The sequence below is a fragment of the Roseateles sp. Mitsp63 genome (assembly GCF_059491535.1).
On the sequence record NZ_CP168509.1, the window covers coordinates 72877 to 99295 of the forward strand.

Genomic DNA, 26419 nt, shown 5'->3' on the forward strand with positions numbered 1-26419 from the left:
GATCTCAGGCAATGCGAAGACGCGCCGGCGCATGCTCCTCGCGCAGCAGCTCCTCGAGCAGCGCCAGGTAGTACCCCAGCGGCGGCGTGCGCATGCCCGGCCGCTTGGCGAGATCGTCCCAGCGGCGCAGCTGCAGCGAGGCGCTCGCATGCGGATGCGCCATGAAGCGCAGCCGCTCCTCGGCGTTCATCGGGCCGCCCTGCAGCGCCAGGCTGTGGCGCGACGCGTCCGACAGCGCCGGCCCATAGGCCGGATCGGTGGCGACCAGGTAGCGCTTGGCGGCGACATGCAGCCGGATGGGCTCCAGCACGTCGGCCCCGAGCCCGCCGGCGCGCAGCAGCGGCAGGGCCATCAGCTCATGCTCATCGTCCCGCAGAGGGGCCGAAGAACCGCCGTCCATCAGTTGCCCGATGTCATGGAGCAGCGCGGCGGCTACAAGGCTATGCTCCGCGTGCGCCCACTCGGCCAGTTGCGCGCATTGCAGCGCGTGCTCCAGGGCGGTGACGGGTTCCCGGCGCTCGTCGCCGTACTGCAGGTGACCGCGGCGGTGGAACACCGCCTCGATCTTGGCGATCAGGTCCATGACGAATCCTCGACGTCGCTCCCATTCGGAGCGGTCGCCAGTCTCGACCCGGCCGATGACGGATCTATGAAGCGTCGCCGGGGTCCGCATTCAAATCGACTGAACATTGGCCTCAGTTCCAATGAACCGACGACGCAAGCCGCACACGGACACTTCGAACCGAACCGGACGCGCTGGCGTCCGCCGGTGCCTTCCCAGGACGCCCCAGGACGCGAATCCGCCATGACCACGCTGAACGACAACGCCCACGATCCCCATGCCGCGCCGACCATCCCGGCCGAGGCCGACATCCCCGCGCCCGCGCCGGCGCCGATGCCGGTGGTGAAGACCCGCTACGACGGCGTGGCGATGGCCTTCCACTGGGTGCTGGCGATCGCGATCATCGGCACCTTCTCGGTGGGCTGGTACATGGCCGACCTGCCGTTCTCGATGACGCGGCTCAAGCTCTTCAACTGGCACAAGTGGGCCGGCGTGACGATCCTGGCGCTGTCGGCGCTGCGGCTGCTGTGGCGCCTGGCGCACCGGCCGCCGGCCGACCTGCCGATGCCGGCCTGGCAGAAGCTGGCCGCGCACGCGGTGCACTGGCTGCTGTATGCCGCCTTCTTCGCGGTGCCGCTGAGCGGCTGGGCCTACAGCTCGGCGGCCGGCTTCCCGATCGTGTGGTTCGGCGTGCTGCCGCTGCCCGACTTCGTCGGCAAGGACAAGGCGCTGGCGGAGACGCTCAAGGAAGTGCACGGCTTTTTCGCTTATGGCCTCGGCCTGCTGGTGCTTGCCCACCTTGGCGCCGTGGTCAAGCACGTCGTCCTCGACAAGGACGGCCTGTTGCGACGCATGCTCCCGGGCCGCGGCTGAGCGCCGACGCTCCGATCGAACAACACCTGACCCCACCGACTCCGCAGAGGATTCCATGACCGCACGACTGGCCACCCATCTCTCGATCACCGCCCTGTCGGTGCTGAGCGCCGCCTTCCTCCTGGCCGCGCCGGCGATGGCGCAGACCAAGCCCGCCGCGGCTGCGACGGCAGCCACGGCCAGCGCGGCCAAGCTGGTGCCGGCGCAGAGCGACATCGCCTTCACCTTCCGCCAGATGGGCGTGCCGGTGGACGGCCACTTCAAGAAGTTCGACGCCCAGCTGGCCTTCGATCCGAAGAACGCGGCGGCGGGCAAGGTGTCGCTGTCGATCGAGCTGGCGAGCGCCACCATCGGCGATGCCGCCACCGACGCCGAGCTGGTGAAGCCGGAATGGTTCGACACCAAGAAGATCCCGACCGCGAGCTTCCAGAGCACGTCGATCAAGACGCTGGGCGGCGGCAAGTTCGAGGTCGCCGGCAAGCTCACGATCAAGGGCCAGGTGCATGACACCGTGGTGCCGGTGGCGCTGACGCAGGCCGGCGGCACGACGACCGCGACCGGCGCGTTCGCGATGAAGCGGCTGGACTTCAAGATCGGCGAAGGCGAGTGGAAGGACACCTCCATCGTCGCCAACGACGTGCAGGTCAAGTTCAAGCTGGCCATCGCCGGCATGGCGCCGCTGTAAACCGCGCGCCGCCGGTTTCCCGAGTTTTTCCAACCGGTCCGGGTCCTCGCCCGGTTCCATTCCTCACTGTTCGACAGGACCCCACCATGATGAAGAAAGCCCTGCTGCTGGCCTCCCTGCTCGCCGTCGCCGGCCTGGCGCAAGCCGAGACCGCGACCTACGCGATCGATCCGACGCACACCTACGCGACCTTCGAGATGCGCCATTTCGGCACCTCGACCAACCGCGGCCGCTTCGACAAGAAGGAAGGCTCGGTGCAGCTGGACAAGGCGGCCAAGACCGGCAAGGTCGAGATCACCATCGACATGGACAGCATCGACACCGGCTTCTCCAAGTTCGACAGCCACCTGAAGAGCGCGGAGATCTTCGACGCGGCGAAGTTCCCGACGGCCAAGTTCGTCGGCTCGAAGTTCAACTTCACTGGCGACAAGGTGTCGTCGATCGACGGCGAGCTGACGCTCAAGGGCAAGACCGCGCCGGTCACGCTGAAGGCGGTGAACTTCAACTGCTACGAGAACCCGATGCTCAAGCGTGAAGTCTGCGGCGGCGACTTCGAGACGACCTTCGACCGCACCCAGTTCGGCGCCGACTATGGCGTGTCCTACGGCTTCCCGAAGGACGTGAAGGTCGTGATCCAGGTCGAGGCGATCAAGCAGTAATTCCCGCGCATTCGTCAGACCGACGTGGAAAGGCCTGCGGAAGCAGGCCTTTCTGCTTCTCGATCTTCCGTCGTCAGCATCGAACCGATGCCAGGCGCCATCGACACGAGCTGTCCGCTGGTGGCGTGATCGCGCATGAACGCCTGGACCGCATGCGTGGTGCAAAGCCTGTTGAACCAGTTCCAGGCAAATGACGCGCGGTAGATGGCCGCTGAATCCGGCGAACTCCAGACGAGCAGGTCCTGCATCTCCTCGTGGAACGTCCGGAAGGCCGCCACCGCTTGGCTCCAATGCCGTGCGACGGCCCCACGGGACGTGAACCAATGGGGCTTCCAGACCGGTTCGAAATGACAGACGCGGTTCCTCAATTGCTGCAGCCGCTTGATCCGAAGCAGGAGCGCTTTCCTGTTCGCCTCGTGGCTCCAGTGCTGCGGCTTTGAATGCGGGTGGTGTTGGAACACGTCCGTGAAGGTCCTCGGGGCGTGACGGTTCGACAAACCTTCCAACAGGTTCGGCCAGAAGCCGAAAGACAAACTTGCGACGACGACGTCCGGAGACGGCTGAAGCGGCTTGCGGACCGGTGGCGAACCTTCCGAAAGGAGTTCCTCGATCCGCTCGAGCGATTTGCCACGCAGCGGAACGGCCCCCGCAGTGGCCCGGTCGTACCAGGGAAACGAGGCCTGCCGCTGCGTGGAGACCTGCAGCGAGAGCGATCGGTGGATCGCGTTCCGAAGCACGACTTCAATCAGTCCGACGAACGGATGGACACTCGCGCTCAGCGTCAAAGCTCCTGGCGTTGATGGGTTTGACTCATCGGGTGCGACTCGCTACTCTCCCGCTCCGTAGGCACTGTGGATCCCACTCCCGCACCTTCACCCGGAGGTACCCAAGCCGGTGATGCCCACAGCAGCAGCAGAGCGAGACGCCACCTTCGGGTGGCGTTGAGCTTTCTGGACCGCCGAGGCTCCCTGCGCCACGGCGAGGGGACATATCCTCCGGCGCCCGCCCTTGGGAAGCCAGCCTCCGTGACGTCTTTCACGCGAGCCGTTGACCGATCTCGACTTGTGGCGATGCCATGCCTCCGGCCTGTCGCCGGGCCATGCAGTCCATCCCGCCGTCCGCACGGCGCGTCGCCCGGCGTCCTGGCGCGAGAAGGGACTTGCGTAAAGTGCGTCCCATACGACAGGTCCCCCTCATGAACGCGCCGTCCCCCGCCTCCCCCACCCCGCGCCAGCGCTGGCAGAGCTTCCTGCACACCGCCGAGCAGGGCTTCCACGCCTACGGCAGCTGGCTGGTGTCGATCACCTGGAAGCGCTTCGCGCTGCTGTCGGTGATGCTGATCATCGGCGCCAACATCCTCCAGACCCTCCCGCCGTTCTCCTTCAGCTGGCAGCTGCCGGTCGAGACCACCGAGACCGTCCACTCGCCCAAGGACCTGCGCCGCGATCGCGAGCGCGAACGCGCCGCGGAGAAGGCCGCGAGGGCGAAGGCGGAAAAAGCGGAAAAAGCGGAGAAGGCCCGCAAGGAGCGCGAGGAGAACGCCGGCAAGTCCTCCGGCGCCGAAGGCGCCGACGCCGAGCGCGCCGCCGCCAGCGGCATCAGCGCCGACGACCTGGAAGGCCTGCGCTACGAGGTCCAGATCAACAAGAACGGCGTGCGCATCGTGCCGCGCAAGCCGGCCTCCCCGGCCAGCGCCGCCGCCAGCGGCCACCCCGCCTCCGACGCCGAGATCACCGACCCGAACCTGCCCTCGGTCGACATCCGCATCCCCAACGAGAAGCAGCGCGAGGCCGTCCGCGAGGCGGTGCGCGTGGCCGTCGACGACGCCAAGCGCGCCCTCGAGGACGCCGCCGAGGAGGCCCGCCAGGCCAAGGCCGATGCCGAGGAAGCCCGCGACGAGCTCGAGCAGGCCCAGCGCGAAACCTCCCGCAAGACCCGCTACCGCACCGTCCACCTGGGCGACTTCCTGGACAAGCTCGCGGTGCTGGTGGTGTTCGCCTCGGCGCTGCTGAAGGCGACCTACAAGGGCCGGCTGCAGGCCGAGGTCAAGGCCGCCAAGGCCACCGAGACCGCCGAGGCCGAATCGCTGCGCCGCCAGGTCGTCGAGGCCCGCATGGCCGCCATGCAGGCCCAGGTCGAACCGCACTTCCTGTTCAACACGCTGGCCTCCATCGACCACCTGATCGAGACCGATCCGCCGCGCGCCTCGCAGATGCAGAAGAACCTGATCGCGCTGCTGCGGGCCTCGATGCCCACCATGCGCGAGGCCAACGCCAACGGCGGCGTGCGCGACCTGGGCCGCGAGATGGCCGTCATCCGGCCCTATCTGGAGATCCTGCAGGTGCGCATGGAAGAGCGGCTGCAGACCCGCATCGACGTGCCCGACGGCCTGCTCTCGGCCGAGTTCCCGCCGATGATGATCCAGAGCCTGGTCGAGAACGCCATCAAGCACGGCCTGGAGCCCAAGGCCGAGGGCGGCAGCCTCACCCTCAAGGCCGAGATCGTCCACGGCAAGCTGCAGGTCGTCGTGGCCGACACCGGCCTGGGCTTCGGCCGCGCCGCGACCTCCGGCACCGGCGTCGGCCTGGCCAACATCCGCGAGCGCCTGTCGCTGCTCTACGGCAAGGCCGCCAGCCTGACCGTGGCCGAGAACCAGCCCAGCGGCACCGTCGTGACCATCACCGTCCCCTACCGGACGTCCGCGCACCACGCGCAAGAGCCAGGAGCCCACGCATGAAAACGCTGTTCAAGACCCTCCTCATCGTCGGCCTCGCGCTGGTCCTGGGCGCGATGCTGCTCGGCTGGGGCGTGCTGCACCTGCTGGGCGACGCGCCCGGCGTGCACCTGACCATCGACGGCGACGAAGTGATCTGGTCCGGCATCGGCATGGCCGACGCCTTCGGCGCGGGGCTGGGCATGATCATCGCGATCGGCGTGATGTGCCTGGTCGTGCCGCTGGTGCTGCTGCTGGGCCTGGGCCTGCCGCTGCTGATCCTCGGGGCGCTGGCGCTGGCGGGCCTCGCCGCGCTGCTGGGCGTGGGCGTGGTGGCGGGATCGCCGCTGCTGCTGATCGGCTTCATCGTCTGGCTGCTGGTGCGCGACCGGCGTCCCCGCGCCGTGACACCCCCGCCCTCTGCCCCGGCCGCGCCGAGCGAGCCCGTCCTGCACGCCTGACCTAACATCGGCCCCATGAGCGACACCCCCACCTCCCCCCGCGCCGTCCTGGCCGACGACGAGCGGCTGATGCGCGAGCAGCTGCGCAGCCGCATCGCCGAGGTCTGGCCCGACCTGCAGATCGTCGCCGAGGCCAGGAACGGCCTGGAGGCGGTCGAACTGGTCAAGGAGCACAAGCCCGACCTGGTCTTCCTGGACATCCGCATGCCGGGCCTGACCGGCGTCGAGGCCGCCAAGCAGATCGCGCAGCTGCCCGACGACGAGGACTGGGCGCTGCCCGAGATCGTCTTCATCACCGCCTACGACCAGTACGCGGTCGAGGCCTTCGAGCAGGGCGTGTGCGACTACGTCCTCAAGCCGGCCGAGCGCGACCGCCTGCAGGTCACCGTCGAGCGCATCAAGAAGCGCCTGGCGCAGCGCAGCGGCGAGGTCGAGCCCGACGGTCCGAGCAACGGCACGCTGCAGCAGTTGCTGCACTCGCTGACCGCGCGGGTCAATCCGTCTGGCGCGCCCAAGTACCTGCAATGGATCCAGGCCTCGGTCGGCCAGACCATCCAGATGATTCCGGTCGACGAGGTGCTGTTCTTCATCAGCGACGAGAAGTACACGCGCGTGCAGACGCCCACCGTCGAGGCGCTGATCCGCAAGCCGATCAAGGAGCTGGTCGAGGAGCTCGATCCGCAGGTGTTCTGGCAGATCCACCGCTCGACGCTGGTCCACGTCAAGGCCATCAACGGCATCAGCCGCGACTTCCGCGGCCGCCAGCTGGTCGGCGTGCGCGGCCTCGATGAAAAGCTTGAAGTGAGCCGCAGCTACACCCACTTGTTCAAAGGGATGTGACGCGGAGCCCGCTCACTCGCGCAGCGGGCCCTTGAGCTTCACGCCGGCCGCCGCCATCGCGCGGCGGACTTCGGGGGCGTCCTCGAAATCGGAGTCGAGCTCAGGCAGCACGGTCTCCAGGTCGAGGACCGATTCGCCATCGCGCGGCTTGCGCGACGGCATGCGCACGCCCAGCCCGAGCGCCATCAGCGCGTAGAACAGGAAGGCGATCCGCGGCGCGTCGATCAGGCTGTCGAACAGGCCCACGATCACGAAGCCCGCGACGCCGCCCACGATCGCCGGCGACAACGGATGCTGCCGCCCGGCGCCGAAGGTGCAGCGCCACAGCACCGTCACCACCAGGCTCGCCCACAGCGCCAGGCCGAACACGCCCTGCTCGAACAGCACGTGCGCCGGCAGGCTCTTCATGTGGAAGGGCATGTGGTACCGGTCGCTGCTGAAGAACCAGCGCGCCAGGCCCTCGCTGAAGTCGCCATTGCGCAGCACGGGGCCGTGCACGCTGTCGGCGATCGAGACCGATGCCAGCTCCACCACGCCGCCGCGCCAGTTCTGCGTCACCGACGCCACCAGCCGCCGCGGCGCCCATGACGGCCCGCCGAAATCGGCCGGCGCGTTGCCCAGCTTCAGCGCCAGCGTCTGCCACGCGCCGCCCAGCGGCTGGACCTCGGTCTCGCGGTCGACGCAGCGCAGCGGATAGAGCAGGAACTTCTCGCAGATCTCCAGGCGCAGCCGGGTCTTGAACTGCGTGCGCAGCACCACCGTCGCGGCGACCTCGCCCGCCACCGCCGGCACGCGCTGACTCAGTCGGAACATCTCCCCGTTGCCCATCTGATGCAGCCCGCTGGTCAGCGTCACCGTCGGACGCGGCGACGGCGCCAGGCCCGGCAGGCCGGAGGCGGCCGGCTCCGTGCCGCCCGGGTTCAAGTGGTAGTCGCCGACGCGCTGGTCGAAGGGGCCGCCATTGGCGAAGCTCGCCGGGAAGCGGCCGCTGCCCTTGCCCAGCAGCCATTCGTCCATCGACTTGAGCAGGCCCAGGCCGATGCGCCAGTGCTCGAGACGGCCATCGAAATCCTGCTGGCCGGTCGACATGCGCTGGCCGATGTAGGCGCCGCCGCCCAGCGCCGCGACCACCGCGCAGGCGAGCAGGCAGGCGGTCCAGACCAGGCCCCGGACACGCCAGCCGGCGGCGCGCAGGTCGGCGCCGACACGCGGCGACCATTGCGTCGCGATCCATGCGATCGCCAGTCCCGCCAGCACGATGGCGACGGGCGCCAAGTCCCGGCCACCGCCCCAATGCGCGGCAACCAGCCCCGCACCGGCCAGCGAGGCCATCCACACGACGGCCAGCGCGAAAGCCTGGGGTGGCTGCGTCAGGCCGCCGCGCCAGCGCCAGCCCAGCGTCAGGCCGAGCAGCACCACCGCGGCATCGATCAGGTAGGCGCCCTTGGGCAGCAGATCGATCAGCAGCCCGCCGCCGAGCGCCAGCAGCACGGCCGGCAGCGGCGCCATCAGCAGCAGCGCCCGCTGCTGGCCGCGCGGCCAGGCGGCGCGTGAGGCCGGCATCGCCAGCAGCACGGCGACGCTACCGGCCAGCGCCAGCAGCGCGCGGTAGCCGCCGGCGCCGAACAGCACCCAGGCCGCCACCGCCGTGCCGGCGATGACCCCGGCGGACCAGCCCAGCGGAATCGCCCCGCCGGTGCCAGGCGCCGCGGGCGCGGCCGCGGACTCCGGCGCCAGCACGGCCAGGGCCTCGCGCCGCTGCACGGCCCACAGCAGCGCGCACAGCGTCAGGCCGGCGGGCACCGCCAGGTAGACGCCGCGCGAGAAGGTCGTCAGCGAGGCATAGAACGCCAGCAGCAGCACCGCGAGCGCGGCGGCGAAGCGCAGCGGGCGCCGCTCCCCCATCGCCCAGACCAGCGCGAAGGGCAGGCTCAGCGCGAGCGCCCCGTCCAGCGACGCGCCGCCGACGTTCATCTCCCAATAGAAGGAGGTGGTGCGGTAGTCCGTCGAGAAATCGAGCAGCCCGGTGTAGATCCAGCGCTCCCACAGCGCGCCCAGCGAGGTCAGCAGCAGCACCAGCACCCAGGCCGCGCGCCCCAGCCGCTGCACCGCCGAGGGCCGCAGGTCCGAGGCCTTCTGCCACAGCGGCAGCATCAACAGCACCAGCGCGAAGCTCTTGCCGGCGCGCAGGCTGTTCATCGGCTCCTGGACGCCTTGCCAGAAACCGAACTGCACGCCGCCGGCCTGCTCGAAGCCGCGCCACACGGCGATGCCGACCGACAGCGCGAACACCGCCATGAGCACCCGCACCGCGGCGCGCCAGCGCAGCGTGCGATAGCGCCAGGGCACGGCCTTCCTGGACGGCGCCGTCAGCGCGAGCGCCGCGTAGCCGCCCGCAGCGACCGCGAGCACCAGCAGGTCCAGTTCCTCGAAGGTGATCCAGCCGGTCCAGGGCGCGAAGCCGATCACCGGCACCAGCGCCGGCACCAGCAGCGGCAGCACGCGCCAGCCGAAGAAGGACGCGACCGCGATCGCGGTCCACAGCGCCATGGCGGCGAGCGGCTCGACCGGGTAATGCCGCACCAGCCAGAGCCCGAGCGCGGCGCTGGCCGCGGCGGTGGCCAGCAGGACGAAGGACGCGGGGCGCCGGGGCAGGACGAATTTCATGCGCGGGACCGTCCCAGGCTGCTGGCGATGCACCACTGCGCCGGCCAGTAGCTGGCGAGCACCCAGAAGCTGGCCATCTCCAGAGGACCCGCGAACTTGTTGATCGCCAGCATCGCGTCGGACAGCACGAACAGCGTGCCGCCCCAGGCGGCCCAGCGCGCCAGCGGCTCATCGGCCTGCCCCACGCTGCCACGCCACCAGGCCCAGGCCTGCGCGGCCATCGCCGCCAGGCAGACCACGTAGACGACCACCGGCCCTTGCAGCGCGGCGGGAATGCCCGGCCAGAGCCGGCCCAGCACCGCCGCCGCGATGACGCCGAACATCAGGAAGGGCCAGCGCACCGCGCCCAGTCGCTGGCGGGTGCAGAAGCCGGCGATGTAGCAGACATGCGCCACCAGGAAGCTGATCAGCCCGGGCAGGAAGCCCGCCTCGGGCCAGAGCAACGCGATGTCGCCCGCCAGCGACCACGCGAGACCGGCCCGCAGCCAGCGCGCCAGGCGCGGCTCGCCCGCGCCGCGGTGCCAGGCATGCACGAGGATCAGGACGGTCGTCAGCGGCTTGAAGACGAACCCCAGCGCGGGCGGCAGCTGGGCCGGCTGGGACAGCGCGAGGATGGCGACGGCGGCGCTGAGCAGGGTCAGGAGCGGGAGCGCGACGGCGGTCTTGGCGGCGGAGACGGTCATAGCGCCCGCATTCTGCCGTTTGCCAGCGGCGCCCATCGACCCCGTCCCGGTGACATGGCAGACCTTACAGGTTCGAAACGCAGTCGGCGGCCGGGCTCACAGATAGCCGCACTTGCGGTCCAGCGCCTGCAGGCGCTCGTGGAGGGCGTCCTCGGGCACGTGGAACTTGTCCGCGAGCCGGCGCGCGCTGACCATGCCCTGGTTCATCAGCCGGTAGATCACGAAGTCGGGCATCAGCAGCTCCAGCGCGAAGTGATGCGCCTCCTGCTCGACGCGGCGCGGGCATTGCGTCGACAGCGTGGGGCCCGTCTCGGGCGGCACCGGGCCGTGGCCCAGCAGATGGTGGCCCAGCGCATGCGCCAGCACGATGCGCCGGCGCCGCGGCTCCTCGCCGGCGTTGAGCTCGATCACCGGACGCTCGTCCAGGTAGAGCAGCCGGCCGCGGTAGGGATAGGTCGGCTCCTGCGGCCCGCCGCGCGCGCGGACCTCGATGCCGGCGCCCGCCGCCAGATCGCCCACGCTCACCGGCAGCTGGTCCGCATCGCCGTGCTCGCGCCGCAGGCCGTCGGCGATGGCGTCGATCTCCCGGTACCGGGCCGCGGGCATGGCGGCCGCGGCGGCGGACGGAATGTCCCGGGAAGCCGGGATCGGATGGGGAACGGCGGACATGGACGGTCTCCTCGGCGGGCGCAGAGGGACCGGATGCTAGGAAGCGGCGGCGGCCCGCGAAATGACTCGAACCAGTAAGAAACGTTCGCCCACCCCTGCCATCCGCCGTTCGGGTGACAGGTCTTGCCAGTGAGCGCTCAACGGGCGCTCAGCGCGTGCTCAGCGGTCGTCCCTGGCCGCCTGCGCCTGCTTCTCGGCCGTCGCGGCGGCCTTGGCGGCGAACTGCTCGCGCATGCGCTTGAGCTTCTCGCGCGGGTCTTCCTTGAGACCGCCTTCGTCGAGCTTCATCTCCGCGATGAAGCGCGAGGGCACGCCCACCACGGTCTCGCGGTTCTTCTTGCGCCGCCGCAGCGTGGACACCGCCAGCGTGCGCCGCGCCCGCGTGATGCCGACGTACATCAGCCGGCGCTCCTCCTCGACGCGCTGGGGCGTGAGCTCGTCGTTCTCCGCCTTGAACGGCAGCAGGCCCTCGTTGACGCCGGCCAGCATCACGTGCGGCCATTCCAGGCCCTTGGAGGCATGCAGCGTCGTCAGCACGACCTGGTCCTGCTCTTCCTGACGCTCGGCCAGCGACAGGATCACGCTGATGGTCTGCGCCACCTCGAGCAGCGACTGGCGCGGGCTCTCGGTGGTGATGCCGCCGTCGGTCGTGATCTCGCCGCCGCAGCGCTTGGCGACCCAGTCCACGAAGTCCAGCACGTTGCCCCAGCGGGCCTGCGCGACCTTCTCGTTGTCCTCCTGGTCGACCAGGTACTGCTCGTAGCCGATGTCCTTGAGCCACTCCATCATCAGCGCCTTGCCCTCCTCGCCGCCGACGGCGTGACGGGCGCGGTACTCCAGGTCGACGACGTAGCGGCCGAACTCGTGCAGCCCGTGCAGCGCCTTGCTCGACAGCGTCGCCTTGAGCGACTCCGCGAACAGCGACTCGAACATCGACAGCTTCCACTTCGCCGAGAAGTCGCTCAGGTGGCCCAGCGTCTGGTGGCCGATGCCGCGCTTGGGCGTGGTCACCGCGCGCAGGAACGCGGGATCGTCGTCCTGGTTGACCAGCAGGCGCAGCCAGGCGCACAGGTCCTTGATCTCGGTGCGGTCGAAGAAGCTCTGCCCGCCCGAGACCTTGTACGGGATCTCGGCGCGGCGCAGCGCCTGCTCGAAGATCCGCGCCTGGTGATTGGCGCGGTACAGGATCGCGAAGTCGGAGAACTTCGTCTCCGGATGGTTGGCGCGGATCGACTGGATGCGGGCCACGGCGCGCTCGGCCTCGTGCTCCTCGCCGTCGGCCTCGATCAGCGTGATGGGATCGCCCTCGCCGAACTCGCTCCACAGCGTCTTGGGGAACAGCTTGGGATTGCTGCCGATCACGTTGTTGGCCGCGCGCAGGATGGCGCTGGTGGAGCGGTAGTTCTGCTCCAGCGGAATGATCTTGAGCTGCGGGAAATCGACCGGCAGCTTCTTGAGGTTCTCGATGGTCGCGCCGCGCCAGCCGTAGATGGACTGGTCGTCATCGCCCACGGCGGTGAACATCGCGCGCTCGCCGACCAGGCACTTCAGCAGCTCGTACTGGACCGCGTTGGTGTCCTGGTACTCGTCCACCAGCACGTAGCGCAGCGTCTCCTGCCACTTGCCGCGCGCCTCCTCGTTGGTCTGCAGCAGCTTGAGCGGCAGCCCGATCAGGTCGTCGAAGTCGACCGCCTGGTAGGCGGTCAGCCGCTCCTGGTAGCGCTGCATCACCACGGCGGCGGCGCGCTCCATGTCGTCCTTCGCATAGGCCAGCGCCTGCTGCGCGCTCAGGTTCTGGTTCTTCCAGAGCGAGATCGTCCACTGCCAGGACTTGGCCGTCGCCGCGTCGGTCGTGCCGCCGGCGTCGCGCAGCACCGACAGCACGTCGTCCGAGTCCAGGATCGAGAACTGCTCCTTGAGCCCGAGGTGGCGGCCGTCCTCGCGCAGGATGCGCACGCCCAGCGAGTGGAAGGTCGAGATCACCAGCTCCGAGCCCGCCTTGCTGCCCACCAGGTGCCGGGCGCGCTCGCGCATTTCCTGCGAGGCCTTGTTGGTGAAGGTGATCGCGGCGATGTTCCTGGGGCGATAGCCCTCGGACATCAGCTTGGCGATCTTCTGCGTGATCACGCTGGTCTTGCCCGAGCCGGCGCCCGCGATCACCAGGCAGGGACCCGCGAGGTGATGCACGGCCGCGAGCTGGGCCGGATTGAGCGTGGTCTTGGACATGGAACGTGCGGGACAGGGGAACTGCGGGGCGGCCGGGGATGATAGCGGGACGTACAGTGCGAACCATGAACACCACCACCCTCGCCGCCAACATCGCCGCCAACGTCGTCATCGCGCTCGTCGCGCTGATCCACGTCTACATCCTCATCCTGGAGATGTTCCTCTGGACCACGCCCAAGGGCCGCAAGGCCTTCGGCCTGACGCCCGAGTTCGCCCAGGCCAGCAAGGTGCTGGCCGCCAACCAGGGGCTGTACAACGGCTTCCTCGCGGCGGGCCTGATCTGGGGACTGGCGCTGGGCGCCGCCGGCGGCCCGGTGAAGATCTTCTTCCTGGCCTGCGTGCTGGTCGCCGGGCTCTACGGCGCCGCGACCGCGAGCCGCAAGATCCTGTTCATCCAGGCGATCCCGGCCGCCATCGGCCTGGCGCTGCAGCTGCTGAGCTGATCCAGCTCAGTCCGGCAGCGCCACGCCGCGCCGGGCGGCCATCTGCTGAAGCTCGCCGCTGGCGCGCAGGCGCTGCATGCCGGCGTCGATGAGCGCGGCCCAGGGATCGCCCGCCGGCTCGCGGCTGAAGGCGAAATGACCCTTGAGCTGCGCGAACGGCGGGGCGCACAGGGCGACCTGCTCGGCCAGGCCGAGTTCCTGGATCACCGGTTCCGAATTGCGCTGATTGGCCGCGACCAGGTCGAGCCGGCCGAGCTGCAGCATCCGCAGCCCGGTGGCGAGGTCGCGCACCGGCGTCACGTTGAGCGAGGCGCGCGCCTGCTCGAAGCGCTCGCCGTAGACCCAGCCCTGCACCGAGCCGATGCGCAGCGGCTGCAGCGCCTGGAAGTCGCCCCACCACAGGCCCTCCTCGCGCCGGCGCGCGTAGAACACCAGCGCGTCCTCGTAGAACGGCTGGCGCGAGAAGCGCATCTGGCGCTCGCGCTCCGGCGTCCGATAAGGGCCGACGAGGATCTGCGCGGGACCGTGCTCGATCATCGACTGGGCGCGCAGCCAGGGATAGAACTCGTAGCGCGGCTGGTGACCGACCGGGACGAGGATCGCGTCGAGCAGGTCCACGGCCAGGCCGCGCGGCCGGCCGCCGTCGGGCGCGGGTTCGAAGAGCCGGGCGAAGGTCGTGCCGGCGACCAGCACCTGCGCGGCGCGCGGGCGTCCGGCGCCCGCCGGCGAGTCCGGCAGCGAGGCCGCGGCCATCGCGCGCGGCGTCAGGCCCAGGGCCACAGCGCCAAGCGCGGCATGGCGGAGCAAGTGGCGGCGCAGAGCATTCATGTGAGCGCCGATGATAGGCGCGCGCCCTCGCGGTGACAGCCCCGGGACACGGGGAGGCCGCACGGGCCGTACGGGCCTCAGGGCCCGCGGGTCTCGGCGGCGAGGTGCTCGGGCATCAGCGCGCCGGGGATGAAGACCGGCTCGCGGATCGGGTCGCGGCCGATGTCCTCGGCATAGGAACCGTGGATCGCGAAGGCCGCGCCCAGCACCGCGTGCACCTGCGCCATCGTGTCGCAGGGCGGCGACGAGCCGCCGGCGAAGAACACCTTCGGATCGCCGATGCCCAGGCCGCACAGGCCATAGAGCCGGTCGCCGACGCGGGCGCAGAACTGGTCCGTGATCTGGCGGCCGATCAGCGACGGCAGACGCACCAGGTAGTCGCCGGTCGCGGGGTCGACGGCCCAGCGCACCGACAGCCGGATCCAGTGCGCGTTCTTCTCGTCGATGCAGCTCTCCAGCACGCCGCGCAACCAGGACGAGCACTCGGGGTCCGTCACCGCGTCCCGCCAGCAGGTCCGCCAGTCCGCGACGGACATCGGCCGAATTTCGAAACTCACGCACATCTCCTCGCGCCGCCACCCGCGACGACAGACGAAGATCGTAGGCATCGCACCCACGGCCGGACAACCCGCCTTGATCGGCCTGCGCATGACTCGTCGAAGTCGATCGGCGCCACGAAGTTGTCGATTCGCCAGGGCGATTTCCGGCCCCGGCGCGGGCCCTGCGAGAGCGAGCTAGCTCATCGAGGCTGGGCGGCGACACATCGCCGCCGGCACGCGCGAGCGCGTCGCGGCGCGGCCGTCAGGGACGCAGCAGCAGCCAGGCCACCACCGCCGCCAACGCCAGCACGAACGCGAATCCGGCCAGGCGCTCCAGCAGCGAGGTGCCGGGCGGCACGGGGCGGTCCTCCGCGCGCGCTTCCAGCGGCGGCGGCGGGAATGGCATCGGCGCAGAGGCAGTGCCAGGGGGCGGCGAGGGCGTGGGCGTGGAGCGCGCCGCGGCGGCCGGCTCGGATTCGATCCAGTCGCGCACCGCCTGCGCCAGCAACTGGCGATCGGTGAACGACCGGCCGTCCATCATGGCGCGGTCCAGCAGCTGGTCCAGGCTCTCGCGCTGCGCGGCGGTCAGCGTCAGCCACGACTGCAGCGAAGCCACCGGCGTCGCGCCGGGTTCGGCCTCCTCTTCGACGCCCTCCTCGGCGGCATCGCGGCGCGGCAGCCGGCCATTGACCAGCAGTCCCAGCAGGCGGCCCAGCGCATGGGTCTCGCTGTTGGCATCGGGCCGGCCGCCGGCGCGCTGGCGCGCGTTGGCGAGCGGCTCGGCGGCGCGCACCAGCGCGGCGGGCGCGTGACTGTCGCGCGGGGCCAGCCCCTGCCCCAGCCAGTACAGCTGCTGCGCGGGGCTGAGCCACAGCGTCCCGGGGTCGAGCTCGTGCAGCACCAGGCCCTGCTCATGCGCGGCGTCGAGCATCCCGATCAGGTCGAGCAGCAGCTGCATGCGGCGCTTGAGCGGCAGCGCCATCGCCACGCGCAGCAGCGGCGCGCCGTCCATCGCCGGAACGACGAGGTAAGGCAGCCCGGTGGGACTGAGTCCGCTGTCCAGCGGCGCGCCGTAGGTGGGGCATTCGAAGCGCGCCAGCGCTTCCGAGTCCTCCGCGAAGCGCATCAGCACCGCCTGCGCGTCCGAGTCGTTGCGGTAGACCAGCGCCAGCCCGACCTGCGCGGCGGCCTTGCCGTGCTCGACGCGGAACCAGAAGCCGGACGCGCATTCGAACAGCGCGGCCGCGACGCGCCACACGCCCAGGCGCTCCCCCACGGCGGGCAGCGCGGCAGGCGCGCGGACCATGCCGCCGGCACCGGCGCCGCCGCCCTGCGGGGCGGGCGGGTCGTGCGGGGCCCGGGAGTCGGGCGCGTGCGGCGCGGGCGGCTCGATCATGGGCGCGAATCCTAGCGCAGCGATACTTCGACCCCATGTCCTCGCGCGTCCCCTCCGTCGGCCTGTGCCGCCCGCCCGTCGCCGCCCTCGCGGCGATCCTCGCGACCGCAACCGCAACCGCGATGGCGGCGCTGGCCACCCTGCCAGCGCCCGCGGGCGCGGCGCCCTCGTCGTACCGGCAGCCCTCGCCGGCGATCCGCGACCTGCTCGACGCGCCCATCCTGCCCCGCCTGCTGCCGTCGCCGGACCGCCAGTCGCTGGCGCTGGTCGAGCAGCGCCGCTACACGCCGCTCGAGGAGCTCTCCCGCCCCGGCCTGCGCCTGGCCGGGGCGCGCTTCGATCCCCGCAACGCCAGCCAGCAGAACCTGGTCGCGGTGCAGCGCGTGCGGCTGCGCCCGCTGCTCGATCCGGACGCGACCGAGCGCGAGGTCGAGCTGCCGGCCGGCGGCACCTGGCACAACTTCGTCTGGGCGCCGGACGGGCAGCGCTTCCTGCTCTCGCGCCGCACCGACACGGCCGATGAACTGTGGGCGGGCGCGACCGCCAACGGCCAGCTCTGGCGCATCTACAACGTGCGGCTCAACAACGCCGTCGATGCCGACGACATCGCCTGGCTGAATCCGCGCGAGGCCGTCGTGCTGACCGTGCCCGATGGCCGCGGCCCCGCGCCCAGCCGCCATCAGGCCGGTCCCGCGATCCAGGAGACGCACGGCAAGGCCTCGCCCGAGCGCACCTATCCGGACCTGCTGCGCAATCCGCGCGACGAGGACCTGTTCGAGTACCACGCGCGCTCGCAGCTGACGCTGATCGACATCGCCAGCGGCCAGAGCAAGGACATCGGCACGCCGGGCCTGTTCACCAGCGTGTCCAGCGTGGGCAACGGACAGGCGCTGCTCACGGAACGGCTGGTCCGCCCCTTCAGCTACAACCTGACCTTCGACGACTTCCCGACGGTGGTCGAAGTCCGCCAGCGCGATGGCAAGCTCATCCGCGAACTGGCCAAGATGCCGCTCAAGCAGGGCGTGGCCATCGACGGCGCGCTGACCGGACCGCGGGTGTTCTACCCGTCGCCGACCAAGGACGCGGCGATCTACTGGGTCGAGGCGCTCGATGGCGGCAATCCGGCCGCGCGCGCCTCGTTCCGCGACCGCGTCATGCGGCTCGATCCGCCCTACACCGGCGACCCCTTCGAGGTGCAGCGCATGCCCTACCGCTTCACGCGGCTGCGCTTCCTCGACGACGGCATCCATGCGCTGCTGACCGAGGAGGACCGCAGCCGCGGCTGGACGCGCACCTACCTGCTGCCGCTGCGCGGCACGCAGAGCCGGCCGCTGTTCGAGCACTCGGTGCGCGAGCGCTACCGCCACCCCGGCTTCCCGTTCATGCGGACGCTGCCCAATGGACACCAGGTCGCGCAGACCTTGAACGGGGATCTGCTGCTGTCGGGCCAGGGCGCGGGCCCCAAGGGCGACCGGCCCTTCCTCGACAAGATGTCGCTGCGGGACCTGAGCGTGCAGCGGCTGTTCCAGTCGGCCGAGGGCGTCTACGAGGCGCCGGTGGCGCTCTTGGAGGACCGGCGGCTGGTCACCCAGCGCGAGACCGAGCACGAGCCGCCCAACCTGGCGCTGCGCGAGAACGGCAAGGTCACGGCGCTGACGCGGCTCAAGGATCCGACGCCGCAGCTGAAGGCGGTGCGGCGGGAGCTGGTGACCTTCAAGCGGGCCGATGGCGTGGAGATGTCGTTCTGGATGTACCTGCCGCCGGACCTGCGGGACGGCGAGAAGCGCCCGGCCCTCGTGTGGGCCTATCCGCTGGAGTTCAACGATGCCTCGATCGCGGGGCAGCTGAGCGGCTCGCCGGGGCGCTTCATGAGTTTCTCGGGCATCAGTCCGCTGAACCTGCTGATGGATGGGTATGTCGTGCTGATGGACGCGACGATGCCGGTGGTGGGGGACTCGCGCAACCTGAACGACAGCTTCGTCGAGCAGTTGACCGCCAATGCGCGGGCGATCGTGGACAAGGCGGAGGATCTCGGCACGGTGGACCCCAGGCGCATCGCCATCGGCGGGCACAGCTACGGGGCGTTCATGGCGGTGAACCTGATGGCGCACACGAAGCTGTTCCGGTGCGGCATCGCGCGCAGCGGCGCCTACAACCGCACGCTGACGCCGTTCGGGTTCCAGAGTGAGCGCCGCTCGCTCTGGGATGCGAAGGAGGTGTATCTGAAGCTGTCGCCGTTCCTCTTCGCGAATCAGATCAAGGATCCGCTGCTGCTGATTCATGGCGAGGCGGACAACAACTCGGGCACCTTCCCGATGCAGAGCGAGCGTCTGTACCAGGCGCTGGCGGGTCTGGGCGGAACGGCGAGGTATGTGCTGCTGCCGTTCGAGGCGCATGGCTACACGGCGCGCGAGTCCGCGGGCCAAGTGCAATGGGAGATGAGCCAGTGGCTCAAGGCGTGCGTGGGCGACCCGCACGCGCCATGACGGCTGTGTCGATGCGCTCGATATTCAGAGCGGTTTCGCCGAAAACGTATCGCAGTCCCGCAGATCGCCCTGCGCCATGCCGCGCTTGAACCATCGCTGCCGCTGCTCGCTGGTCCCATGGGTGAAGCTTTCAGGCACGACGGCGCGTCCGGCGTTGCGCTGGAGGGTGTCGTCGCCGATCTGCGCGGCGGCGTTGAGCGCTTCGTCGATGTCTCCCGCTTCGAGCCAGCCCTTGCTTTGCTGGGAGTGGTGTGCCCACACGCCAGCGAAGCAGTCGGCCTGGAGTTCCACGCGCACGCTGGTGGCGTTGGCGGCCTGTTCGGACTGACGGCGGCGGGCGGCGTCGACTTTTTCGGTGATGCCCAGCAGGTGCTGGACGTGGTGGCCGACCTCATGGGCGATGACGTAGGCCTGGGCGAAGTCGCCCGGAGCGCCGAGGCGGTCCCGCAGGGTCTGATAGAAGCTGAGGTCGATGTAGACCTTGGAGTCGCCGGGGCAGTAGAACGGGCCCATGGCGGACTGCCCCATGCCGCAGGCGGTCGGTTCGCGGCCGGTGAAGAGGCGGAGCTTGGGGACCTGGTAGGTCTTGCCGGCTGCCTGGAACAGCTGGGTCCAGACGTCTTCGGTGTCGGCCAGCACGACGCTGACGAATTTGGCGGGCTCGTCCTGCGGATGGGTCGGGGCGACGGGGCGCTGCTGGCTGCCGGGGCCGGTCTGGACGGTGCTGCCGTCGAGCATGCCCAGGACGGTGAGCGGGTTGATGCCGAAGGCCCAGGAGGCGAGCAGCGCGATCACGATGCCGCCGATGCCGATGCCGCGTCCGCCGATCATCGGCAAGCCGCCACCGCCGCCTCCCCCGCCGCCGTCGCGTGCGTCCTCGACGTTGTCGCTCTCGCGCTGGCCTTCCCACTTCATGATGTGCTCCTGGTGCCGGGCAGCCCGGCTCGACGATGCGCCAAGCATGGCACAGCGCGCGTGACGATGGTGTCGGACGGCGCCCCTAATCCGCGGCTTGGGCGTGACCGCCGGGCGCGTCGCCGGCGGGGAGGATCAGGTGGAATTCGGCGCCGCCGCCGGCGCGGTTGGTGGCGTAGAGACGGCCGCCATGCATTTCGACGATCCGCCGGCTGATCGGCAGCCCCAGGCCGGTGCCGCCGGAGCCGTCCTTGGTCGCAGTCGACTGGACGAAGGGATCGAAGATGCGCTCCAGCTCGTCGACCGGGATGCCGGGCCCGCGGTCCGCCACGCACAGGTGGAGCGAGCCGTCGAGCGAGCGGTCGCCGAGCAGTTCGATGGTGCCGCCGGCCGGCGCGAACTTGATCGCGTTGGCCAGCACGTTGCGCACCGCCTGCTGGATGCGCAGCGAGTCCAGGCGCGCCGGCATCGACGCGGGCAGCTCGGCACTGACCATCAGCTGCCGCTTGGCGATCAGCGGCGCGAGTTCGCGCAGCACCGCGCCGACCGGCTCGCGCAGATCCTGGTCGCGCAGCTCCAGCGCGCCGACGGTGCTCTCGAGCTTGGCGGCGTCCAGCAGGTCGTTGACCAGCGCCAGCATGCGCTGCCCCGAGCCATGGATGTCCGCGAACATCGCGTGCAGCCGCTCCTGCGCGCCGCTGCGCATCATGCCGATCTCGGAGAAGCCGAGGATGGACTGCAGCGGCGTGCGCAGCTCATGGCTGATGTTGGCGAGGAATTCGGTCTTGGTGCGCGAGGCCTCCTCCGCCGCGTCGCGCGCCTGGCGCGTCAGGCGCTCGGCGGCGGCGCGTTCGGTGATGTCCACGGCGCTGCCCGCGTAGCCGAGCAGCTCGCCGTCGCGGCGCAGCGGCACGGTCGCGATCTGGTAGCGGCGCGGGGCGCCCTCGCCGTTGCGGATCGTGGCCTCGACGCTGCGCACGCCGTCCTCGCCATCGAACAGGCTGGCGACGGCCTCGCGGTCGGCCGGCTCGGCCAGATCGGCGAGCCGCCGGCCCACCGCCTCGTCGGGGCGGCCGCGATGCAGCGTGGTCCAGCGCGCGTTCACGAAGGTCAACGTCCCGGCCGGATTGGTCCGGAAGATCACCTCCTGCACGCTCTTGAGCAGCACGCGCATGTCGCGCTCGCGGTCGGCGAGCTGCTCATGGGCGCCTTCCAGCGCCTCCATCGCCTCCGCGCGCGCCTGCAGGCTGCGCCGCACGGTCGCGGTCGCCAGCGCGATCAACGCCAGCGCCAGCGCGCCGATCAGCAGCAGCCAGCGCAGGCCGGCGTGCCAGCGCGCGAGGACCTCCTCGACCGGCTGCTCGACGCCGACGATCAGCGGCCGGCGCGGCGCCGCCCGGTACGCGACGATGACCTCGCCCGGCAAGGCGCCCGCGCCGATGTAGGCGCCGTGCTCGCGCCCGCGGCGCAGCGCGTCGAAGACCGGATGGCCATCGAGCCGCTGCCCGGGCAGTTGATTGAGCGACTCCATCGCGGCGAGCAGCTGCCCATCGGTCGACGCCAGCCAGGCCGCGCTGTGCCCCGAGGGCAGCGCGCGCTGCTGGACCTGGGTCAGCGCGTCGGGATTGATCAGCGCCAGCAGCCAGCGCGGGTCGCTGTCGCGCGTGGTCCTGGGCTCGGCGGCCGGCGCGTCCGGGCCCATGGGCAGCTGCAGCAGCAGCGGCAGCATGCCCACCGGCGAGCCCCGCGCGCCGCGGCCCTTCGTCAGGTCCACCAGTCCGCGCCCCGGCCGCAGCGGCATCAGCATGTCGCGGTCCGGTCCCGGCAGGCGGCCGAAGTCGTCGAGCGAGACCTCCAGCCCGACCTCGTCCCCGTTGGTGCTGATCAGCACCCGCCCGCGCGTGTCCAGCAGCGAGACGCTGCGGATGAAGGGCAGCCCCACCAGCACGTGGCTGAAGTGCTCGCCCAGGTGCTTCACCTCGTCCTCGTTGCCGATCGAGCGCGTCAAGCCGTCGCCGATCGCGTGCAGCGACAGCGAGGCCGTCTCGATCGTGCGGCTCGCATCGTTCTCCAGCACCTGCGCCAGCAGCTCGCCGCGGGCGCGGGCTTCGTCGATCGCCTCCTGGCGGCCGACCCAGGCCGGTCCGATCAGGCCCGCCACCGTGCCGGCGGCCACGGTCACGCCTGCCCACAGCGCGGCGCGGCGCAGGCGCTGGAGGGATCGGACGGCCGGACCGAGCATCGCCGCGTCTCCGCCTCAGGGCACCACGATCGCGCCCAGGCCGTGGCGCTCGGCGGCGGCGCGCAGCCGCCCGTCGCGCTTGATCCGCGCGACGAAGTCGTCCAGCCGCGCCAGCCACGCGTCGTCGCCGCGCTTGATCGCGTAGGCGTAGGGCAGGATGTGGAAGGGCCGCGGCGGCGCGATCAACTGCGCCCAGTCCGCGTTGTCCAGCAGCCGGCGGCTGTAGGGGTAGTCGGTCATGAAGACATCGGCGCGGCCGGATTCCAGCTCCCGCTCGCGCGTGGCCGGCGGCTCCACCACGCGCAGCCGCGCGCGCTTGAGCGCCTCGCGCATCACCGGCTCCATCGAGGTCCCCGCCTGCACCGCCACCACCACGCCGGGCTGGTCGATGTCCTCCCAGCGCTTGACGACACGGCTGGCGCGGCTGGCGATCGCGTAGATGTCGCTCTGCAGGTAGGGCTGCGTGAAGGACAGCGTCTCGCGGCGCTGCGGCACCACGGCGACGGCGAACATCGCCACGTCGCAGCGCTCCGCCACGAGGTCGCCGATCAGGCGCTGGAACGAGGACTCGACGTAGCGCAGCCGCACGCCCAGGTCCTTGGCCAGTTCACTGGACAGGTCGATGTCCAGGCCGCTCAGCGTCTCGTCGCGCGGATGGCGGTAGGTGATGCCGTAGTAGTCCGGCCAGATGCAGACCCGCAGCACGCCGCTGCCCAGGACGCGCTGCAGCGCCGGACTGGCCGACGCCGCCGGCGCGGGCGGCACCGCCGGCGCGCTCCAGGCAGGCGTGGCCAGCACGGGCAGGGCCGCCATCCATGCGGCGGCCGCGGCCCGGGCGGCGCGTCCGGTCATTCGCTTCGTCATCGCATCTCCTCGGACCCTGGATTGCACCAGAGTTCCCCCCGCCAAATGGCCAGGGAAGCCCCGAGCCCCACCGAAGTCACACCGGATATCAGTTTTATCGCTTATAAGTGGGGATATTGCCCACCTAAAGAATTAGGAAATTCGGCAAAATCGACTTATGACTGCTATTGCCCGGACCCCTGACGACATGCAAGAGGATTTCAGCACGCGCGAAGTCGCGCAGCGCCTCGGCATGGCAGTCCGATCGGTCCAGCTGATGGTCGACCGCGGCGAACTGCAGGCCTGGCGCACGCCGGGCGGCCACCGCCGCATCCTGCGCAGCTCGCTCGACGCCTGGCTCACCGGCCGGGGTCTGGCGCCGACCAAGCCCGCCGAGCTGTCGCCCGGCGACGGCACGCCGCAGCGGCTCAAGGCGCTGCTGATCGAAGACTCGGTCCACTACCAGAACCTGGTGATGCTGCTCGCGCAGCAGGAGTTCCCCGACCTGGACCTGCACACCGCCAACGACGGCATCGGCGGCCTGGTGCTGTACGGGCAGCTGCAGCCCGAGATCCTGCTGGTGGACATCCTGCTGCCCGGCATCGACGGCGCGGCGCTGGTGACCAGCCTGCGCTCGCAGCCGCAGTTCGCGAGCAGCGAGCTGATCTTCGTCACCGCGCTCGACGAGCAGCAGCGCGCGCCCTACGCCTTCGCGCTCGCGGGCCTGCCGCTGGTGCACAAGCCGCGGCTGGTCACCGACCTGCCCCCGCTGCTGGCCGACGCCGTGCAGCGCATCCGCGCCCGGCAGCCGCAATTCGCCGGCTGATCGCGGGCGGTTGAGCATGGCGGCCCGCGTCCGGGTCCTCCTGGTGGAGGACGATCCGACCCTGCAACGTTTCGTCGCCATGGCCCTGGAGGACGACGAGGTGCGCCTGCAGGCCTGCATCTGCGTCGACGAGGCGCTGCTGGCGCTCGCGACCCAGAGCTTCGACCTGGTCATCAGCGACCTGATGCTGCCGGGCCGGCACGGGCTGGATCTGCTGCAGACGCTCCAGCAACGGCCCGAACTGCGCGGCAACGCGCGGCTGGCCGTGTTCAGCGCCGGGCTCAATCCGGCGGTGCGCGAGCAGCTCGAGGCGCTGGGCGTCACGCGCTTCCTGTCTAAGCCCTGCTCGCTGGCGGACCTGCAGTCCTGCCTGGACGGCCTGCGCGACGCGCCGGCGCCCGCCACGTCGCCCTCGATCCATCAGGCCGCCATCGAGCAGTACTTCGGCGGCAACGCGGCGCTGTACCAGGCCTTCCTGGCGCGCTGCCGGATGCAGTTCCCGCTGGACATCGCCGCCGGCCGCGGCGCCTGCGAGCGCGGCGATCACGTCAAGCTGCGGCACCTCGCGCACAGCCTCAAGAGCGTGCTGCTGACCCTCGGGCATGCCGAGGCCGCCGGCGTCGCGCGCCAGCTGGAGCAGGATGCGCAGGAGGCCGCCACCGGCTCGGAAGACGCGCTGGCGGCCGTGCGCGCGGCCTGGCCGGTGCTCGAGGACGCGCTCGCGCGCCTGCTCTGAGCCGCCGCGGCGTCAGATCGCCAGCGGATCCACGTCGACCGCCCAGCGCGTCAGGCCCTTCTGACGCCGCTTGAGCGCGTGCAGCTCCGGCAGCCAGGCGCGCAGGAAGCGCTGCAGCTGGGCCCGGCTGCCCGCCTCGATGAGCATCTGGAAGCGCTCGACATCGGCCACGCGCGCCACCGCCATGGGCACCGGCGGGTACAGCAGCAGCCCGAGCGACAGCGGCAGCGCGCGCGCCGCCTCCTGCGCCGCGGTCAGGAAGTCGCGCGCGGCCTCGGCCGTGCGGCCCTCCGCGCGCACCAGCGCCAGATGCGCGAAGGGCGGCAGGTTGGCCGAGGTGCGCTCATGCAGCTGGCTGGCCGCGAAGGCCTCGTAATCGTGCTTGCGCAGCGACTGGTACAGCGCGTGCTCGGGATACCAGGTCTGGACCCACATCTCGCTCGCGGCGGCCTGCGCCGCATCGCGTCCGGCGCGGCCGCCCGCCTGCATCAGCAGCGAGAACAGCCGCTCCGGCGCGCGGAAGTCGCTGCTGAACAGCGCGCCATCCGGGTTCACCGCGGCGACCAGCGTGATGCGCCGGAAATCATGCCCCTTGGCCACCATCTGCGTGCCGACGAGGATGTCCACCTCGCCCTCGTGCACCGCCGCGAGCTGCGATTCCAGGCTGCCCTTGAGCCGCGTCGTGTCCGCGTCGATGCGCGCGACGCGCGCGCCGGGCAGCGCCTGCGCGAGTTGCTCCTCGAGCCGCTCGGTGCCGCGGCCCAGCGGCGCGATGTCCGGGTTGCCGCAGGACGGGCAGGCGCGCGGCACGCGCGTCGACACGCCGCAGTGGTGGCAGCGCAGCGTGCGGTCCTCCTTGTGGAAGACCTGATGCGCGCTGCAATGCGGGCAGTCGCTCTTCCAGTTGCACTGGTCGCAGTGCAGCACCGGCGCGTAGCCGCGGCGGTTCAGGAAGACCAGGCTTTGCTCGCCGCGATCGAGCCGTTTGCGCAGCGCGTCCAGCAGCGGCACCGACAGCGCCGTGGTCACGCCCTTCTTGCGCTCGAGCCGGTTCATGTCGAAGAGCCGCACCTGGGGCAGCGCCCCGCCGCCGATGCGCTCGGTCAGGTCGATGCGCTGGTAGCGGCCACCGAGCGCGTGCTGCCAGCTCTCCAGGGACGGCGTCGCCGAGCCGAGCACGACGGGGATTCTTTCGAGGTGGCCGCGATAGACCGCGAGGTCGCGCGCCGAGTAGCGCGCGCCGTCCTGCTGCTTGTAGGAGGGGTCGTGCTCCTCGTCGACGACGATCAGGCCCAGCCGCGGCATCGACGCGAACACCGCGAGCCGCGTGCCCAGCACCAGCTGCGCGCGGCCCAGGTGCGCCGAGAGCCAGTGGCGCAGGCGCTGGGCCGGCGTCAGCGCGCTGTGCAGCGACACGATCGCGCGGCCGGCGAAGCGCTCGGCGAAACGCGCCTCGAGCTGCGGCGTCAGGTTGATCTCGGGCACCAGCACCAGCACCTGCTGGCCGCGTTCGAGCGCGGCCTCGGCGGCGCGCAGGTAGATCTCGGTCTTGCCGCTGCCCGTCAGGCCCCACAGCAGGGCCGGCGGTGGCGTCTCGCGTCCGGCCAGGGCGAGGATGGCGTCCAGCGCCGCCTGCTGCTGCGCGGTCAGCGCCGGCCGCTCCGCCGTGGCCGGCGACGCCTCGGCCGCGGCCTTCGCCGTTTCGGCGTCGGCCTTGTCGAGCTTCTTCAAGCGGCCTTGCAGCTGCTTGCCGTCGAGTTCGCGCAGTTGCGGCGGCAGCACCGCCAGCGCCAGTTCGCCGACGCTGCGCTGGTAGTAGCCAGCCGCGAAGTCCACGAGCCGGCGCCAGCGGTCCGACAGCGGCGGCAGCGCATCGAGCGCCTCGCCGACCGGACGCAGTTCGGATTCCGGCAGGCGGTCCTCGCCGGGCAAGTCCTGGCCCTCGGGCAGGTCGTCCCAGACCAGCCCCATCACGTCGCGCCGGCCCAGCGTGACGTGCACCAGCGTGCCCGGGGTCAAGTCTTGCGGCCCGAGGTAGTCCAGCGGGCCGGTCAGCCCGCTGTGCTGCGGTGCCTCGACGGCCACGCGGACGCGCCGCGGCGAGGACGCATCGTTCATCTCGGCGCC

General features: G+C 71.0%; 23 protein-coding genes. 10 read left to right on the forward strand and 13 right to left on the reverse strand.

Annotated elements, in window-relative coordinates; all coding sequences use genetic code 11:
• Positions 1 to 4 precede the first annotated feature (4 nt).
• Positions 5 to 583: an HD domain-containing protein gene (locus tag ACEN96_RS00300; RefSeq protein ID WP_495586064.1), complete on the reverse strand. Its 579-nt coding sequence runs from the start codon at positions 581 to 583 to the stop codon at positions 5 to 7.
• Positions 584 to 895: 312 nt separating this feature from the next.
• On the opposite strand from ACEN96_RS00300, the gene ACEN96_RS00305 reads away from it, so the two are divergent.
• From ACEN96_RS00305 to ACEN96_RS00315, 3 genes are all read left to right on the forward strand, one after another.
• Complete coding sequence (locus ACEN96_RS00305) at positions 896 to 1435, forward strand: cytochrome b (protein ID WP_495588692.1); 540 nt, start codon at positions 896 to 898, stop codon at positions 1433 to 1435.
• A 55-nt stretch (positions 1436 to 1490) separates the two neighbouring features.
• The gene (locus ACEN96_RS00310; RefSeq protein WP_495586065.1) at positions 1491 to 2120 is read left to right on the forward strand and encodes a YceI family protein; all 630 of its coding nucleotides are present in this window, start codon (positions 1491 to 1493) and stop codon (positions 2118 to 2120) included.
• An 89-nt stretch (positions 2121 to 2209) separates the two neighbouring features.
• A complete protein-coding gene (locus tag ACEN96_RS00315; RefSeq protein WP_495588693.1) occupies positions 2210 to 2779 on the forward strand; it encodes a YceI family protein in 570 nt (189 codons plus the stop codon).
• Positions 2780 to 2793: 14 nt separating this feature from the next.
• Here ACEN96_RS00315 and ACEN96_RS00320 read toward each other — a convergent pair whose 3' ends face one another.
• Complete coding sequence (locus tag ACEN96_RS00320) at positions 2794 to 3564, reverse strand: hypothetical protein (protein WP_495586066.1); 771 nt, start codon at positions 3562 to 3564, stop codon at positions 2794 to 2796.
• 410 nt (positions 3565 to 3974) lie between these two features.
• Between ACEN96_RS00320 and ACEN96_RS00325 the strand changes: the two genes are divergently transcribed.
• The 3 genes from ACEN96_RS00325 to ACEN96_RS00335 are packed head-to-tail and all read left to right on the forward strand — an operon-like array spanning position 3975 to position 6793.
• On the forward strand, positions 3975 to 5516 hold the full coding sequence (locus tag ACEN96_RS00325) for a histidine kinase (RefSeq protein ID WP_495586067.1): 1542 nt from the start codon (positions 3975 to 3977) through the stop codon (positions 5514 to 5516).
• Entirely contained in the window at positions 5513 to 5953 is a 441-nt protein-coding gene (locus ACEN96_RS00330) for a hypothetical protein (protein ID WP_495586068.1), read from the forward strand. The genes ACEN96_RS00325 and ACEN96_RS00330 overlap by 4 nt, the downstream gene beginning before the upstream one ends.
• Before the next feature lie 15 nt (positions 5954 to 5968).
• The gene (locus tag ACEN96_RS00335; protein WP_495586069.1) at positions 5969 to 6793 is read left to right on the forward strand and encodes a LytR/AlgR family response regulator transcription factor; all 825 of its coding nucleotides are present in this window, start codon (positions 5969 to 5971) and stop codon (positions 6791 to 6793) included.
• 12 nt (positions 6794 to 6805) lie between these two features.
• Here the strand turns inward: ACEN96_RS00335 and ACEN96_RS00340 are convergent, their stop codons facing one another.
• The 4 genes from ACEN96_RS00340 to ACEN96_RS00355 all read right to left on the reverse strand — a co-directional run bounded on the left by ACEN96_RS00340 (position 6806) and on the right by ACEN96_RS00355 (position 13038).
• Entirely contained in the window at positions 6806 to 9460 is a 2655-nt protein-coding gene (locus tag ACEN96_RS00340; RefSeq protein WP_495586070.1) for a hypothetical protein, read from the reverse strand.
• Positions 9457 to 10143 carry a lysoplasmalogenase gene (locus ACEN96_RS00345; protein WP_495586071.1) on the reverse strand — a complete coding sequence of 229 codons (687 nt, stop codon included), beginning with the start codon at positions 10141 to 10143 and terminating at the stop codon, positions 9457 to 9459. The genes ACEN96_RS00340 and ACEN96_RS00345 overlap by 4 nt, the downstream gene beginning before the upstream one ends.
• A gap of 96 nt (positions 10144 to 10239) precedes the next feature.
• Positions 10240 to 10812: an ImmA/IrrE family metallo-endopeptidase gene (locus ACEN96_RS00350; protein WP_495586072.1), complete on the reverse strand. Its 573-nt coding sequence runs from the start codon at positions 10810 to 10812 to the stop codon at positions 10240 to 10242.
• Between the two features lie 159 nt (positions 10813 to 10971).
• Positions 10972 to 13038 (reverse strand): ATP-dependent helicase, encoded by a 2067-nt coding sequence (locus tag ACEN96_RS00355; protein WP_495586073.1) that lies wholly within the window; start codon positions 13036 to 13038, stop codon positions 10972 to 10974.
• A gap of 65 nt (positions 13039 to 13103) precedes the next feature.
• On the opposite strand from ACEN96_RS00355, the gene ACEN96_RS00360 reads away from it, so the two are divergent.
• Positions 13104 to 13481 (forward strand): DUF1304 domain-containing protein, encoded by a 378-nt coding sequence (locus tag ACEN96_RS00360; protein ID WP_495586074.1) that lies wholly within the window; start codon positions 13104 to 13106, stop codon positions 13479 to 13481.
• A 6-nt stretch (positions 13482 to 13487) separates the two neighbouring features.
• Here the strand turns inward: ACEN96_RS00360 and ACEN96_RS00365 are convergent, their stop codons facing one another.
• The 3 genes from ACEN96_RS00365 to ACEN96_RS00375 all read right to left on the reverse strand — a co-directional run bounded on the left by ACEN96_RS00365 (position 13488) and on the right by ACEN96_RS00375 (position 16244).
• Positions 13488 to 14309, reverse strand: a complete 822-nt coding sequence (locus tag ACEN96_RS00365) for a substrate-binding periplasmic protein (protein WP_495586075.1) — start codon at positions 14307 to 14309, stop codon at positions 13488 to 13490.
• A gap of 77 nt (positions 14310 to 14386) precedes the next feature.
• Positions 14387 to 14866: a hypothetical protein gene (locus tag ACEN96_RS00370; RefSeq protein WP_495586076.1), complete on the reverse strand. Its 480-nt coding sequence runs from the start codon at positions 14864 to 14866 to the stop codon at positions 14387 to 14389.
• A 244-nt stretch (positions 14867 to 15110) separates the two neighbouring features.
• Positions 15111 to 16244, reverse strand: coding sequence for a serine/threonine-protein kinase (locus ACEN96_RS00375; RefSeq protein WP_495586077.1), 1134 nt, complete (start codon positions 16242 to 16244; stop codon positions 15111 to 15113).
• Between the two features lie 35 nt (positions 16245 to 16279).
• On the opposite strand from ACEN96_RS00375, the gene ACEN96_RS00380 reads away from it, so the two are divergent.
• Complete coding sequence (locus ACEN96_RS00380) at positions 16280 to 18730, forward strand: alpha/beta hydrolase family protein (protein WP_495586078.1); 2451 nt, start codon at positions 16280 to 16282, stop codon at positions 18728 to 18730.
• Between the two features lie 24 nt (positions 18731 to 18754).
• On the opposite strand, the gene ypfJ is transcribed toward ACEN96_RS00380, so the two are convergent.
• The 3 genes from ypfJ to ACEN96_RS00395 all read right to left on the reverse strand — a co-directional run bounded on the left by ypfJ (position 18755) and on the right by ACEN96_RS00395 (position 22751).
• Entirely contained in the window at positions 18755 to 19645 is an 891-nt protein-coding gene (gene ypfJ / locus ACEN96_RS00385; protein WP_495586079.1) for a KPN_02809 family neutral zinc metallopeptidase, read from the reverse strand.
• Positions 19646 to 19730: 85 nt separating this feature from the next.
• The gene (locus ACEN96_RS00390; RefSeq protein ID WP_495586080.1) at positions 19731 to 21887 is read right to left on the reverse strand and encodes a sensor histidine kinase; all 2157 of its coding nucleotides are present in this window, start codon (positions 21885 to 21887) and stop codon (positions 19731 to 19733) included.
• A 15-nt stretch (positions 21888 to 21902) separates the two neighbouring features.
• Entirely contained in the window at positions 21903 to 22751 is an 849-nt protein-coding gene (locus ACEN96_RS00395; protein WP_495586081.1) for an ABC transporter substrate-binding protein, read from the reverse strand.
• 232 nt (positions 22752 to 22983) lie between these two features.
• Here ACEN96_RS00395 and ACEN96_RS00400 point away from each other — a divergent pair, with 232 nt between their 5' ends.
• Positions 22984 to 23556, forward strand: a complete 573-nt coding sequence (locus tag ACEN96_RS00400) for a response regulator (protein ID WP_495586082.1) — start codon at positions 22984 to 22986, stop codon at positions 23554 to 23556.
• Positions 23557 to 23572: 16 nt separating this feature from the next.
• A complete protein-coding gene (locus tag ACEN96_RS00405; protein ID WP_495586083.1) occupies positions 23573 to 24292 on the forward strand; it encodes a response regulator in 720 nt (239 codons plus the stop codon).
• Positions 24293 to 24304: 12 nt separating this feature from the next.
• Here ACEN96_RS00405 and ACEN96_RS00410 read toward each other — a convergent pair whose 3' ends face one another.
• Entirely contained in the window at positions 24305 to 26410 is a 2106-nt protein-coding gene (locus ACEN96_RS00410; protein ID WP_495586084.1) for a primosomal protein N', read from the reverse strand.
• Positions 26411 to 26419: the final 9 nt, after the last annotated feature.